Origin of the sequence: Aureisphaera galaxeae (genome assembly GCF_028561275.1) — a bacterium.
Lineage (GTDB): Bacteria > Bacteroidota > Bacteroidia > Flavobacteriales > Flavobacteriaceae > Aureisphaera > Aureisphaera galaxeae.
Genome location: NZ_JAQQTF010000019.1, coordinates 174397 through 189063, shown reverse-complemented (window position 1 = coordinate 189063; position 14667 = coordinate 174397). Strand labels below are relative to the sequence as shown.

The following is a 14667-nucleotide window of genomic DNA, read 5'->3' as shown; positions in this document are numbered from 1 at the left end:
GCGATTTTCAAATATAGGTAAAATAAATTAAAAGTCCTTATTTAGGAAAACATATCTTTCACCTTCTCAAAAAAGGACTTATCTTCTTTTTCTGGTTTCGGTTCGAAATGCTCATCATTCCTCATCTTTTCGAAAAACTCACGCTGCTCTTTTGTAAGAGTCTTTGGTGTCCAAACATTTACGTGAACCAATAAATCTCCTGTTCCGTAGCCATTGATACTCGGAATCCCTTTATTTCTAAGTCTAAGAATCTTTCCACTCTGTGCGCCAGCATCGATCTTAATCCGCACTTTTCCTGTTACGGTTTCGATCTCTTTCGAAGTTCCCAATGCGGCTTCAGAAAAGCTTACGTAAAGATCATAATGCAAATTATCACCTTCGCGTTGCAAGTGAGGGTGCGGTAATTCTTCAATGGCTACCAATAGGTCTCCAGAGATACCATTACCCGGTGCATCGTTACCCTTCCCGCTAACTTTTAACTGCATTCCATCCACAACTCCTGCTGGAATTTTGATGGAAACTGTCTCTTCTTGAGAAATCATTCCGTGGGCGTCCGCTCCAGAAGGAGCTTTATCTACGGTTTGTCCAGCGCCTTTACAGGTACCACAGGTCGCAGAGGTCTGCATACGTCCCAAGATCGTATTCTGAATTTTGGTTACTTGCCCATGTCCGTTACAGGTAGGACAGGTTTTATACGTGGTTCCGGGGGCTACTTTTTTCCGCTTTACCTTGATCTTCTTATCCACACCATTGGCGATCTCGTCCAAAGTCAATTTTACGCGTATTCTTAGGTTACTTCCCTTAACACGGCGTTGGCCTCCGCCAAAACCGCCAAAGCCGCCAAAGCCACCACCGCCGAAAGCACTACCGAAAATATCTCCAAACTGACTGAAGATATCATCCATATTCATACCTCCGCCACCAAAACCGCCACCTTCGAACGCCTGATGACCAAACTGATCGTAACGTGCCTTTTTGTCGGGGTCGCTCAATACTTCATAAGCTTCTGCTGCTTTTTTGAACATTTCCTCCGCCTTAGGATCATCCGGATTCTTATCGGGATGGTATTGTATCGCTTTTTTGCGATACGCCTTCTTTATCTCTGCAGCGGAAGCGTTCTTGGAAACGCCCAGTATATCGTAAAAATCTTCCTTCATACTATTGTCCTATCACTACCTTCGGATAGCGGATTATCTTTTCTCCCAGAGTGTACCCTTTTTCAATAACATCGATGATTTTTCCTTTCAAATCATCACTTGGTGCAGGAATCTGGGTAATGGCCTCATGCACATCGGCATTGAAGGTTTCTCCTACTTGGGTTGGGATGACTTCCAATCCTTTTTGCTTAAGGGCTTCTTTCAACTTATTGCTAATGAGTCCTATGCCCTTAAGGTTTTCGTCATCTGTTTTTTCGATTTCCTTTAGAGCACGATCAAAATCGTCCAACACAGGAAGTAATGAAACCATTACATCGTTACTGGCAGTTTTAAATAGCTCAACACGCTCCTTACCCGTTCTTTTCTTATAATTCTCGAACTCGGCAAACAAACGTAGGTAGCGATCTTTTTCCTGATCCAGTTCGGCCTGTAATTCCTTTAGAGGATCTTTCTTCTCTTTTTTGGCCTTGCTTTTTGAAGTCTTCTTTTCTTCTACAGCGACTTCTTCCTGTGCGGTTTCTTGGGCTTTATCTTTTTTGCTCATAGATGAGTCTCTCTTTATTTTTCAATCTGCGGGTGCAAAAGTACTGCCATTTCTACAAAAATGTCAAAATGTCACAACCTATTTTTCAGAAAAATAAAGGGTTTCGCTTAGATGAGTGAAGAATTTCGCTATAAGAGGTCTTCCAGTGCTTTTTCCAAATTAACGTACAGAAAGGGATAGCCTGCCTTTTCCAGCTTTTCTGAGCTCACCAACTGACTTTCCAGCACAAGACTGCTCATTTTACCCAACATCAATTTCAACATAAAAGAAGGGACTTTAGGCATCCACAAAGGTTTCTTTAACTGGGATGCGATGAGTTGGGTCATTTTTAATTGGGTGCTAGGACTGGGGGATACTCCGTTATAAACCCCAGAAAGACCATTTTTCAATAAAAACAGATAGATGGCTGCCATATCGGTAACATGAATCCAGGACTGCCACTGTTTTCCGTTTCCAAGGGCTGCTCCAAAACCTTTCTTAATGGGGCCGACCAATTTGGGAAGTGCTCCCTCGTTTTTGTCCAAAACAATCCCTGTACGCACCTTGGCCACTTTTATTCCCAATTCCTGAAAGGCATCTGCCTCTTTTTCCCATGCAACTACTACTTGCCCCAGAAAGGACGAGGAAACGGAAGAATCCTTTTCGGTATATAGTTTTTCGTAGGAACTGGGATAGATACTAATACCACTGGCTGAAAGGTATTGTGTTACCTGATGATCTGAGGAAGCCAGTGTTTCATAAATGAGACGGGAAGTCATGAGCCTACTTCCCAATATATGTTCCTTGCGCTTTTTGGTCCACCGTTTGGAAACCGGAGCTCCCGCCAAGTTAATGACCGCTGTAACCCCTTGAAAAGCTGCAGTATCCATCTCTTCACGGTGTGGATTCCAATAAAACCCTTGACCGTGATTAAAGACGTTCAATTTTTCCTTATTTGTAGTGAGATAATGAACGGAAATCCCCTCTTCTTCACATTGCCGCACCAATTCCTTGCCAATCAACCCCGTGGCTCCTGCTATCAGAATTTTCATCTCCATCAATTTTTATATAAAGATACGGTTAGAAAGGCGGAATCCCATGACCCTTAACTGAAAATTAGGTTTCTTCATTTACACTTTAATAGCTCGCAGCATTTAGCCACGCTGAATGCTACTTTTTCTAACGATTTTTGCATTTAGCTGCGCTGAATGTTACTTACCCTAACGATTTTTGCATTTAGCTGCGCTGAATGTTACTCGCCCTTCCGTGCTCGTAACATTTCCCTTTTTCCCGGAGGCCCCGGCAGTCTTTCTACTGTGAATCCAACCGCCTGCATGGCACGGCGAACACTTCCTTTGGCGGCATAGGTAACCAAAACACCGTTTGGCAAAAGTGCATTGTACATTTTCTGAAAAATGGCCTCCGTCCACAATTCGGGTTGAACCCTTGCCCCAAAAGCATCAAAATAGATAAGGTGGTAGACTTCTTTGTCCTCTATTTCGGAAAAGAATTGTTTTCTTTTATGAAGGGAAAAGCCTTTTGCTACCAAGCTGGCTTCTTCCCAAGCCGTTTCATGCAGCTTTTTGAAGGCTTCCGGATCATTTCCCACCGACTCTGGATAATTGAGCTTTTCTACTTCCTCTAGGGCTACAGGGTATCCTTCTACCCCAACGTAATTCACCGAAGTTTTGACCTCCCGTGAACGTAGCAGAGTAAGATAGGCATTCAATCCCGTTCCAAACCCAATTTCCATGATATTTACTTCCGACAGGGATTGTTGGGATTTCAAGAAGTCGAAGCCCATGGCTATAAAAACATGAAGCGCCTCATTAAGGGCGCCATGTTTGGAATGGTACTGTTCGTTCCAATCGGGCAGATGGATGGTTACCGATCCATCGCCCGTGGTAAGAAATTCTCGTTTCACACTGTTAGTTACTTTCCTTTTTTCGGGATAAGAACTCCAGTAGAAAGGAAGTTGTAAGAGAGCTCTGGCTCTGTAATGGCATCAATCTCCTCTTGCGGCTTTCCGGCATCCTCCGCATAGTGCTTCAGGTCTTCTACGCTGGTTTCCTCAACATAGGCCATACCGTTCACCAAGACCTCATCTCCCGCCAAGTCTTTTGGCATGAAGAACCCGTAATCCTGAAAACGCACGAAAGACTCTGCGTCGCCAAGATCCAAGCGCATCCAGCACCCTTTCTTTTGGCATACACTATTTACTTTTGCCTTTACTTTTATTTCGACCGTATCACCTACTTTCATCGCTTTGTAAGCGGTTAGCAATTCGTCTGCAGAGGCTAGGTCTTTATCCTCAAATCGATATCCTTTTAGATCATAGGTTTCGGCTTGTTGCAATCCTAAACTTTTAGGGGTTTCGGCTTCTTTCTCTTTGGCCGAATTACAGGAAAACAACAAACAGGTTGTTACAAATAGGAATAGAAGGTTTCTTTTCATTTCAATCAAAATTTGTATAGCTAATAATATACCACAATTTTATGATTTTTTTGCATTTTATATGGTATATATTTTGCCTAATTTTGGCCCATAAGGAAATTTTATGAGTCTAACTACCGTCCCCACCATTCAAGTAGAAAAAGTAAACACCTCCCGAATCCATGATGTGGATTTCGAAAATCTTGTTTTTGGGAACATTTTTACAGATCATATGTTCGAGTGTGATTACGTTGATGGTGCTTGGCAAAACCCTACTATTAAACCCTACGGCCCATTGGAAATTTATCCAGCAGCCAAGGTATTTCATTACGGTCAGGCCGTGTTTGAAGGGATGAAAGCCTATAAAGACGAGGAAGGATCTGTATTTCTATTTCGCCCATTGGAGAATTTGAAGCGAATCAACAAATCCTCCCATAGAATGGCGATTCCTGAATTTCCAGAAGCATTGTTCTTCGATGCGATGCACCAATTATTGGAAATGGACAAAGACTGGGTTAAACCTGGAATGGGAAATTCCTTATACATTCGTCCGTTTGTCATTGCGACCCAAAATGGGGTTTCCGCCTCGCCATCGGATCAATACAAATTCATGATCATTCTTTCTCCTGCACAGGCTTACTATAAAGGAGAGGTTCGTGTTATTATAGCAGAAAACTTTAGTCGTGCCGCCGACGGAGGTGTGGGATATGCCAAAGCTGCCGGAAACTACGGAGCGCAGTTCTATCCCACCAATTTGGCTAAAGAAAGAGGGTTCCAACAGGTGATATGGACCGATGCCAACGAGCATAAGTATCTGGAAGAAGCAGGTACCATGAACGTGTTCTTTAGAGTGAATGATACTTTGCTCACGGCACCTACCAACGATCGTATCCTGGACGGGGTGACGCGAAAAAGCGTGATTGCCCTAGCCGAAAAAGCCGGAATCAATGTAGAAGTGCGACGTGTGGAAGTGGCAGAGATCGTGGCTGCCGCCAAAGAAGGTGCTTTAAAGGAAATATTTGGTGCAGGAACCGCCGCTGTGATCAGTCCTGTAAGTGCATTCAGTTATAAAGACGAAACTTTCGAATTGCAAAGTCAAGCGGATTCTTTCGCGATGCAATTCAAAAAGCACTTAATGGAAATTCAGTACAACTTGACCGAAGATCCATTCGAGTGGAGATACCGCGTTTGCTAATCCCTTAGTTTTCTAAAATAGCTTTGATATCGGGTTTGAAGTAATTTGGCCCTTTCAATACTTTACCGTCCTCACGGTAGATAGGTTTTCCATCGGCCCCTAACTTACTCATATTACTTCGTTGGATTTCATTGAAGACTTCTTCGATTTTGTGTTGCATCCCATGTTCTATGATGGTTCCGCAAAGAATGTAGAGCATATCCCCAAGCGCATCGGCAACCTCGACCAGATCTCCTTCGTTGGCAGCTTCAAAATATTCTTCGTTTTCTTCCTTCATAAGGTTGAAACGCAAACGATTTTTAGCCTCGCCCAAATTAGCGGTAGGGGCGTTTTTTATACCCAATCCGAAAGCGGAATGGAATTCGTGAACACAGGAGATCTTGTCTTGCATAGTCTTTAATTTATTTGTGCAACATTGATGATCTAAAAATAGGAACAAAGGTTTTTGAAAATTAGGTAGAGCCAAGAAACTTTTCAACCAGATTTGCACAGAATTGGTGTATTTTTGTGTTCATAAAATTCGAAATATGCTTTCTACGGGTCAGTTGATATTTGCTATTTGTTTTGTGGTCGCTTTTGTGGCGATAATGATCATGAGTTACCGCAAGGACAAGAAGTTACATAAAAAACAATACAAGGGAAGCGTTTGGGTATTGATAGGCTTCCTTATTTTCTTCGGATTGTTATTGGTTGCCAAGCTTTACTTCGTGGATTAGATCACCCTTCAATTCATTACCAGCTTATTAGGAAATTTGAAAAAAAGCGGCTAATTTCAGGGCACGCTAACTAACTATACCTTACTGTGATTTTTCGAGATCATGTTTCCCCCTTTCAAAGTATAGCAGTTCCTACCCAGCAATGGGTACAGTTATATTGTTGTAACCAATCCAATTTTTACATATGAGTTTTAAACCTGCAAAAGAAATCATCCCCAATCTCATCATGGTGGTATTGGGTATTATTGTCATGGCCTTAAGTTTCTGGCATTTGGACAGTGAAGGAAAAGCTTTCGATAATTTAACGGGCATTATACGTGTCATTGTTGCCCTATCGGCCGCCTGTATTAGCATTGCCCTACCCGGTTTTATTGAACTCCAGTCAAATAAGGAAGGAACCAACAGCAACGCGCCTTTGATCAATGCAGGTGGTGCCTTGGCCGTATTTGTACTGGTGTATTTGTTCAATCCGATTGGATAAGGCCATCCGAACATTCCTAACATTCTTTTTTTATCCCCCATTGAATTCGAAAATCCGAAATTACCCGGTAGTGGGTATGTTTTTGGGTAGGATCATGAAATAATATTGTACCATCAACTAATTTCAATTATGAAAAGTTCTTTCAAAATTATGTTTTCGGGTAAAGCTAGTTTCGATTTTTATGATTGCATTTGTTTAATCTCATAAATTAAAAGCAGTTAAAATGGTTACTATAGCTCCCAGAGATATCATTGATGAAATTATCGACAACAATTACAAAGAATTGTTTAGTAGTAAGGAGAATGTGGTCTACATAGCTTCCATCCCAGAAAGCTTGGAAAAGCCTAATATGGAAAGATTCTTCTTGGAAATGGGGATCTGGAATGAAGATCGAAGATCTACTACCAGAAGAAGGCTTGATCTCATAAACTATTTGCCAAAGGAAACTCATGAAAAAATATTAGACACTTTGAGACCTCCAAAAACGGAAACTTCAGAGTATGAAAGAATTTATAGCGGAGAATTACCTCTAACTAAAATCGAGTTTGTAAAACCATTTAATCTGCAGACGGACAAAAAAATAACAGGTAATTATATAAGACCTGCAGCAAGCGGTTGTCAAATTGCTCCAGTTCTAAATAAAGCTTATCAGCTTGGGACATTTGGAGGACTTCTCAAACTAAATCATTTTTATGACCAAAGCCCATGGGGTGATTTTGATGAACATGATAGCTGGTACATTATTACAAACTATCATGTTATTAACGACAAACGAACTATTCAGAACTCAGAGAATGGTGAAGTATCTAAAATTAGGTTCTATGAATCTCAAATATATCAACCTGGGCTCATATCTAGGTTTCAAAATCCATTTATCGATTCAAACGGAAATTTAGAGTACGAATATATTCTGAAGGAAGACCACAATAACTTAATAGGACAGGTTGCCTTTGCAGAATATAATTCTTTTGTCGATGTTGCTTTCATTCGAGTAGAACATAAAAATTTAGTAAGAGGGGGAAATCTCTGGAATAATGAACCAATTTTGAAACCCGAAACCGAATTAATCGGTGGTGAAGAGCGGGTAAAAATGCGACACGGGGAAGAAGTGACCATTTATGGAAGAACCTCTTATGAACAGAAGGGAAAGATCCGATCTACGAATGCATATGTCGTTTTTGAACCGGATAGTCCCAATAAAAAGCTCTTTAAAAAGCAAATCCTTACAGAGAAAATCAGTACTAATGGGGATTCCGGAAGTTTACTTTTGAATAATAAAAACATGGCAATAGGTTTACTTATAGGAGGCGACAGTGAGACATACTCCGTCTGCAATAATTTCGACCATATTTTTGGAGAGAAAACCTTTTATAAGCCATATCCAAAAAAATTACACTTGACTCTCAAAGATTTCATAAATATTAAAACTTACTAAAATGGCAAAGATTATTTTTCAGTATAATGCAGATAACGAGAACAAACAGATATTTGTTCCCGTGGCAAATATTCCTTTTGAGCTAAAATGTACGGTTCAGAGCAGTGACTGGACTAGGAGACCAGACGACAAAAAATATGCAACAAAAAAGGTCATTAATTTGACTGGTTCTGCATTAAACATCGTTTATCATATACATCTGGTAAATTATTGCCACAAAACCGAGCATTTTGATATCCATGTCGAAAGAGTTTGGCGCCCTACCCCAGGAGATAAAAGACACGAATACACTTACGAGGAAGCGGTTGGAGAGAAATTCGATTTAACAGGAACCCCTACCACTGAGGGACCTGATAGAAATGTTAGGGTTTTCCTGTACAATAGCAATAATGACCCAACAAAAAACAATGATGAATACCTTTGGATATGCAATGTCGACCCAGCTACTATTCCAGAGGAGGATAGAGTGAAGGTCAAATACCCCGATCCGCGAAAGGCCTTCCCAATAGCCGCTAGTGCGGATCCCAGCGATCAACCAGAAACAGAATCCGGAAATATCATTGTCGGTAAAGGTTAAATGCCAATGAAAAAAAGCTATAGAATCTCTTACATATTTATAATCCTCAATCTATTTTTTGGAGCCACATTTGCCCAAAAGCTAGATCTTAAGGAATCTATTTCTTTAACTAATCAAGGACGCTATTCGGATGCAATAGCGTCTTTCAAGCTTATAGATACCAGTAATGCGGATATTGAAGATAAAGCCCTTTGGCTTTTTTACTTAGGATACACCTATAATTTAAGCGATCAGCAAGGCTTAGCCTTTCAGCATATGGCTAAGGCTAAAACGATATATGTACAGCTTGAAAAGTTAAGTGATGTTAAGGATTGCAACTTGCAATTATTGTCCATCTTAAGTCATCAGAATGATCTTGAGGTCGACAAACAGTCTATTATTAGGGAACTCGAGGATTTCATATCAAATACGGGCAATGAAGATCTTAATGTAAAATATAGAGTCTACAGAGAAATTGGAACTGGATATTTAGCTTCAGACTTAATTGAAAATGCAGAAGAGGTCTTTAGAAAGAGCTACAAGCTATCCAGTTCAAAGGATGATTCGCTGCAAATGTCATTCGATCTCATGAATATAGGAACTGTAAAGAAGCGATTAAAGCTATATGATTCCTCCTTGTACTACACTAAAAAAGGACTCCCTTATCTTCTTAAGATTAATGATTCTTTGAATATTTCATATAATTATAACAATCAAGCCGAGGCCTATAAATATTTAAATGACTATAATAAATCATTGAGTTTATTTTTAAAAGCAGATTCAATCTTACCCAATGAAAACAAAGTAAAGTCCAAGATTATTTTCTATGAGAATATGGCAGACCTTTATGAAAAAACACAAAACTTTAAGGAAGCTTACCTTGCTACCAAAACCAAAAATCACCTTGAAGATAGTGTAAATGATATCGGGCAAAATTTGGCCATAGAAAGTATTAGAAACAGGTACGCGGCTGCCGAAAAAGAGGAACAATTAAAAGTTGAACAGCAAAAGAAAAAACAAAACCGCAACATCGCACTAGGCCTTGGCGGAGGGATTGTAGCCATTTCCATCTTTGCCTTCCTCGTTTACAAAAATACGCGCCGCAAACAACGCATCGCCGAACAGGAAAAAGAACTGGAAATTCAGAAAAAGGAAAAAATCCTGAAGGATCAGGAACTCAATGCCATCGATGCCATGATCGAAGGGCAAGAAAAGGAACGACAACGTCTCGCTAGTGACCTCCATGACAGCGTGGGAGCTACCCTATCCGCTGCCAAATTGCAATTTGATCATATCGCGAAGAACAGGGGAAAACTGGAATCAATGGACGAATTGTTCGAAAAAACCGGTTCGCTTTTAGAGGAAGCCTATACGGAAGTACGTTCCATGGCACATCTTAAGAATAGCGGGGTTATCGCGACCAAAGGATTGCTACCCGCTGTAGAAAAACTGGCTAAAAATGCTTCCAGCAGCAATGGCTTGAGTATCGAAGTGCAAGGCTTCGGTCTTACCGAAAAGTTGGAAGGCCCACAAGAAATAGCCATTTTTAGAATGATCCAAGAACTGGTCACCAACATCATTAAACATGCGGAGGCCACGGAAGCCCATATTTCCATTACGCAGCACGACGACATGCTCAATATCATTGTAGAGGATAATGGAAAAGGGTTCAACCCAAGAAAAATGAAAAGAACCGAAGGTATGGGGCTTCACAGCATCGAAAAAAGAGTAGAACACCTGGAAGGAAGCCTAGAGGTAGATGCTGCCCCAGGCAGAGGCACCAACATTTTAATTGACATACCGTTATGATCACTGTAGCCATAGCCGAAGACCATCAATCGCTTGTAGATGGTATCAACCTATTACTGAAGTACGAAGATGAATTTTCTATTGTAGGCACCGCTAACGATGGAGAAGCCCTCTTGGATATTGTACGCTTAAAACAACCCAAAGTAGTCCTAACGGACATTAAAATGCCCAAAATGGATGGGATTACCGCCACACAGATCATAAAAAAGGAATTTCCGCACATCAAAGTCGTTGCTTTTAGTATGTTCGATCAAGAAGAAGCGGTAAGCCAAATGATCGAAGCGGGCGCCTCGGGCTACCTCTTAAAAAACTCTCCTTTGGAAGAGGTCATGAAAGCCATTCGCACCGTTAGTACAGGTAGCAATTATTTTGACGCTTCCATCGATCTCGGGGAACTTATGAAGGACAGTAATTCCAAACGCAAAAAAGGGGTGCTTTCCAAAAGTGAACGGGAAATCCTCGTATTGATCGGCCAAGGAAAAACCACTAGTGAAATTGCTGATATCCGGTTCACCGCTGTTTCTACCGTGGAAAAACACCGCAAAAACATGATCCGTAAACTGGGCCTTTCGGGAAAAGGAGAGCTATTGCGGTATGCCCTGGAAAAGAAATATGATTTTTAGGGTATGATATTCCCGACAATGGGTATATAATGCCCTCCCTGCCCCTACTATATTCGGGGTATGCAAACCTTAGAAAAATTATTAAAAATCGTAGACCACGCACGACAACAAGGTGCGTACCTGAACCTAGAAGAAACGATTATCGCTTTGTCGAAAATTCAGCATATTTCGACGGAAAAAGAATTGATCCAAAAAGTAATTCGCATCGTTTCCCAAAACAAAATAAAGCACTCCAAAATAGAAACGTTGAGCAAACGTGAGAACGAAGTATTCCATTGGATCGGGTTGGGATGTTCCTCTCGTGAAATTGGAAAGATTATGGGTATTACAGAATCTACCGTGAGCACCCATAGAAAGAAAATCATCAAAAAATTAGGGCTTTCGGGACCAGGGCAACTTCAAAAAACAGCACTGCGGTTTACCGAAAAATCAATCAGCTGATTCAAGAAGTCCACCAATAAAAAACCTCCTTGCTTACACAAGGAGGTTTTTTTTATATCCTAAAGAAATTTCTTAGTTCTCTTCTGGAAGGTAATTGTAATCCTTGCTGTATTGAAGCATCTGTCCTTCAAAACTTTCGGGCTGCTCAATGGTAAATCCAGTGATCTCACCTGCATCATCTGTTGTAGGAACAATGACAGGGTTTACGAATCCACTGTAAGGAGCAGATTTAAATTGACTGTTACGCTCCAATACCTCTTTGTGCAATTCTTGGTCCACCTTTACCCCGTAGTCCTCTACCAAGGCCTTTCCAGCTTCGTAGTCTCCTTCAGAAGTGATTCTCTGGGTTTCTTTCAACAACTCACCAAATAGGTCTCTTAGCTTTCCGTAGTCATTGATATTGTAATAGGTTTTACCATCTCGGGTTATCTTTTCAACCACATTTTCGGCGGCTCCTTTTTCAATAACCCAAGCACTTACCCACTGACGGTTACGCATGTGTGCTTCCTCAACATCATCACCCAATTCCAAACGAACCAACTGGCTAATCATTCCGTTTCTAATATAGCCATCGTACGCTGCTTTTCCAGTTTCTTCCCAGTTTTCAACAAGATTCAGTTCTTGAAGTTTCGGGTCCATTAAGTAGTACAATCCGAAAAGATCGGCACGACCTTCTTCGATCGTAGATTTATAGCTCTTCAACGTTTCCTTGGGTGTTCCCACCCCTTCATTGATCTGACCGGAAGCGTGCCCAATCACCTCGTGAAGTGCCGTGTGCAACTTATCGGCCAACTGTCCATATTTTTTCTCAAGACGAACTTCTTCCTCATCATGCGCAAACTCCTGAAGTCTCCCACTTCCACCGGCATTGTTGTACGAGTGGATAATGTTCCCCAAAGAAACAGACTTACTTCCGTGTGCCTGACGAATCCAGTTATTGTTAGGAAGGTTAACTCCAATAGGTGTACTTGGAGATGCATCTCCGGCTTCACCTGCTACGATTACCGTCTTATAGGAAACTCCCTTTACTTCTTTCTTTTTATGTTCTGGCATCAACGGAGAATTGTCCTCAAACCACTGGGCTTCCTTAGAAAGCACTGCCATTTTCTTGGACATATCGAAATCCTTGATCTCTACAATCGTCTCGTAAGATCCTTTGTATCCCTTAGGGTCGTTGTACACTTCTATAAATCCGTTGATCCAATCGATATTACCTTCGGTAGACTCTACCCACGCAATACAATACTCATCCCAAGTGTTTAGATCACCCGTTTTGTAGTACTCGATTAACAATCCTAAAGCTTTCGCTTGTGCTTCACTTTCGGCTACGCCTTGGGCTTTTTCTAACCACTCTACAATCTTATCGATCGCAGAACCGTACAATCCTCCACTTTTGTATACCTTTTCCACCAATTGACCATTCTCCTTTACCAATCGGGTGTTCAATCCTTTTTCGATAGGTTTCGCAGGATCTACTTCGATAGCGCCGTAGTAGTTCTCTACATCTTCTGTAGTTACATCGGGACCATAGAAGTTGATAGCACTTTCCAATACGATATCGGCGTCTTTACTAAGGTTCACCTTTTTGGCATCGGCATCGTTAAACATTACCTCAACCGCGTCCGGTACCAAAGAGGTGTTCGTTACCTTTAGCAATTGATTGAAATAATCCTTGCTGAAATCGGGCTTGATCTTAGCATTGCTATAATGATGGTGAATTCCATTGGAGAACCAAACTCTTTTCAGGTATACTTCGAAGTTTTTCCAATCTTCAGAAGCTTTGTCGCCATCGTAGGAAGTGTAGATGTTCTCCAATGCCTTACGAATCTTGAGATTGTGACGGTAGTTTTGATCCCACATAATATCCCTTCCCGCTAAGCCAGCTTGGGTAAGATAGTATACCAACTTCTGCTCCTTCAGCGTTAAATCCTCGAAACCAGGAATCTGATAGCGTAGGATTTTTAGATCTGCAAATTGATCCACCACATATTCAAAATTGGAATCTTTGGTGGTTTCCACCTTCCCTTGTTCTTGGGCTGTTTCTTTTTTCTCGTCTGCACAGGAAAACAAAAGCATGCTCCCCATAACCGCAGCGAATAAAATGTTATGTCTCATGGTTGTCTTAATTGATTTTCCACAAAAGTAACAAAATAATGGCTGTGGGCATTCACCATTGAAAAAGAAGGGCTTGCTAAAATTATTTATCTTAGCGCAACGCTAAAACAACGCAACCATGAAACTCTTAAAATACCTATTCTATCTACTGCTTATTGTCCTCATTGGCGGTGCCGTGTACTTCGGAACCCAAGACGGAACCTACGACATTAGCGAATCTAAAACCATCAATGCCCCAACTGCGATCGTGTTCGATAAAGTGAACGACCTGACCACTTGGGAGGAATGGGGGCCTTGGAAAAAAGAAGATACCACCATGACCTTTTCATATGGCGAAGTTACTAAAGGAGAAGGGGCCAATTATTCTTGGGATGGGGAAATGGATGGCAGCTTAAAAACCACGAACATAACACCCAATAAAGAGATATTGCAAGACCTCACACTTCTTACCCCTGGGGGAGAAAGAAACCCAAAAGTATATTGGAATTTTGAAGAAATCGATGGAGCTACAAAAGTAACTTGGGGCATGAAAGGGGAACATACCTTTATGGATAAGGTATACTACGCTTTTAGTGGAATGGATTTCGACGGGGACATGAAAAAAATGCATGTGAACGGCCTTATGGGTATTGCCTCTGCCATAGAGGAAGACATGAAAAAATACTCCATTGACGTAACGGGTATAGCCGAACACGGTGGAGGTTATTATATGTACGTTACCACTTCCTCACGTGCAGAGGACTTAGGATCTAAAATGGGAAGCATGCTGGGACAGATCGTAAATTTCATGAGCCAGAATAATATTCAACAGGCAGGAATGCCATTCACCATTTATCATGAGACGGATCAGAATACGGGCAACTTTATCTTTTCCTCGGCCATTCCTGTAAAAGAAAGAATCATTACCCCTTCCGGTAGCGAAGTTCTCTGCGGTTATATGGAACCTACTTCTGCGGTAAAAACCGTATTAACGGGCAATTATGAAAACTTACCCGAAACTTATGAGAAAGCACAGACTTATATAGCGGAAAAAAGTCTCATTATGGATCCGGCCAAAAAGATGTTCGAAGTATATGCTAACGATCCGGGTGAATTCCCCAACCCTGCCGATTGGATTACCGAAGTGTACATCCCCGTATTCAAGGATTTAAGAAGCAATCACGATATTATTATGCCACAATAA

Annotated in this window: 16 protein-coding genes; 9 read left to right on the top strand and 7 right to left on the bottom strand. The window is 41.2% G+C overall.

Features of this window, described 5'->3' with window-relative positions:
- Nucleotides 1–41 precede the first annotated feature (41 nt).
- From dnaJ to POV27_RS19410, 5 genes are all read right to left on the bottom strand, one after another.
- On the bottom strand, nt 42–1157 hold the full coding sequence (dnaJ, locus tag POV27_RS19430; protein WP_272864462.1) for a molecular chaperone DnaJ: 1116 nt from the start codon (nt 1155–1157) through the stop codon (nt 42–44).
- 1 nt (nt 1158) lies between these two features.
- Nucleotides 1159–1701, bottom strand: a complete 543-nt coding sequence (locus tag POV27_RS19425) for a nucleotide exchange factor GrpE (RefSeq protein ID WP_272864461.1) — start codon at nt 1699–1701, stop codon at nt 1159–1161.
- Between the two features lie 128 nt (nt 1702–1829).
- On the bottom strand, nt 1830–2732 hold the full coding sequence (locus POV27_RS19420) for a TIGR01777 family oxidoreductase (protein WP_272864460.1): 903 nt from the start codon (nt 2730–2732) through the stop codon (nt 1830–1832).
- A gap of 200 nt (nt 2733–2932) precedes the next feature.
- On the bottom strand, nt 2933–3604 hold the full coding sequence (gene mnmC2 / locus POV27_RS19415; protein WP_272864459.1) for a tRNA (5-methylaminomethyl-2-thiouridine)(34)-methyltransferase MnmC2: 672 nt from the start codon (nt 3602–3604) through the stop codon (nt 2933–2935).
- Nucleotides 3605–3612: 8 nt separating this feature from the next.
- Nucleotides 3613–4134 carry a DUF4920 domain-containing protein gene (locus tag POV27_RS19410; protein WP_272864458.1) on the bottom strand — a complete coding sequence of 174 codons (522 nt, stop codon included), beginning with the start codon at nt 4132–4134 and terminating at the stop codon, nt 3613–3615.
- 103 nt (nt 4135–4237) lie between these two features.
- On the opposite strand from POV27_RS19410, the gene POV27_RS19405 reads away from it, so the two are divergent.
- Nucleotides 4238–5308: a branched-chain amino acid aminotransferase gene (locus tag POV27_RS19405; RefSeq protein WP_272864457.1), complete on the top strand. Its 1071-nt coding sequence runs from the start codon at nt 4238–4240 to the stop codon at nt 5306–5308.
- A 4-nt stretch (nt 5309–5312) separates the two neighbouring features.
- Here POV27_RS19405 and POV27_RS19400 read toward each other — a convergent pair whose 3' ends face one another.
- Complete coding sequence (locus POV27_RS19400; protein ID WP_272864456.1) at nt 5313–5699, bottom strand: nucleoside triphosphate pyrophosphohydrolase family protein; 387 nt, start codon at nt 5697–5699, stop codon at nt 5313–5315.
- Between the two features lie 136 nt (nt 5700–5835).
- On the opposite strand from POV27_RS19400, the gene POV27_RS19395 reads away from it, so the two are divergent.
- The 7 genes from POV27_RS19395 to POV27_RS19365 all read left to right on the top strand — a co-directional run bounded on the left by POV27_RS19395 (nt 5836) and on the right by POV27_RS19365 (nt 11369).
- Nucleotides 5836–6024: a hypothetical protein gene (locus tag POV27_RS19395; RefSeq protein ID WP_272864455.1), complete on the top strand. Its 189-nt coding sequence runs from the start codon at nt 5836–5838 to the stop codon at nt 6022–6024.
- 184 nt (nt 6025–6208) lie between these two features.
- Nucleotides 6209–6505 carry a hypothetical protein gene (locus POV27_RS19390; protein ID WP_272864454.1) on the top strand — a complete coding sequence of 99 codons (297 nt, stop codon included), beginning with the start codon at nt 6209–6211 and terminating at the stop codon, nt 6503–6505.
- 223 nt (nt 6506–6728) lie between these two features.
- Nucleotides 6729–7940, top strand: coding sequence for a chymotrypsin family serine protease (locus tag POV27_RS19385; protein ID WP_272864453.1), 1212 nt, complete (start codon nt 6729–6731; stop codon nt 7938–7940).
- Between the two features lies 1 nt (nt 7941).
- On the top strand, nt 7942–8517 hold the full coding sequence (locus POV27_RS19380; RefSeq protein ID WP_272864452.1) for a hypothetical protein: 576 nt from the start codon (nt 7942–7944) through the stop codon (nt 8515–8517).
- A gap of 6 nt (nt 8518–8523) precedes the next feature.
- Entirely contained in the window at nt 8524–10305 is a 1782-nt protein-coding gene (locus POV27_RS19375) for a tetratricopeptide repeat-containing sensor histidine kinase (RefSeq protein WP_272864451.1), read from the top strand.
- A complete protein-coding gene (locus POV27_RS19370; protein WP_272864450.1) occupies nt 10302–10928 on the top strand; it encodes a response regulator transcription factor in 627 nt (208 codons plus the stop codon). The genes POV27_RS19375 and POV27_RS19370 overlap by 4 nt, the downstream gene beginning before the upstream one ends.
- Before the next feature lie 60 nt (nt 10929–10988).
- A complete protein-coding gene (locus POV27_RS19365) occupies nt 10989–11369 on the top strand; it encodes a LuxR C-terminal-related transcriptional regulator (protein ID WP_272864449.1) in 381 nt (126 codons plus the stop codon).
- Nucleotides 11370–11441: 72 nt separating this feature from the next.
- On the opposite strand, the gene POV27_RS19360 is transcribed toward POV27_RS19365, so the two are convergent.
- Nucleotides 11442–13484, bottom strand: a complete 2043-nt coding sequence (locus POV27_RS19360; RefSeq protein ID WP_272864448.1) for a dipeptidyl-peptidase 3 family protein — start codon at nt 13482–13484, stop codon at nt 11442–11444.
- 118 nt (nt 13485–13602) lie between these two features.
- Here POV27_RS19360 and POV27_RS19355 point away from each other — a divergent pair, with 118 nt between their 5' ends.
- Nucleotides 13603–14667: an SRPBCC family protein gene (locus POV27_RS19355; protein WP_272864447.1), complete on the top strand. Its 1065-nt coding sequence runs from the start codon at nt 13603–13605 to the stop codon at nt 14665–14667.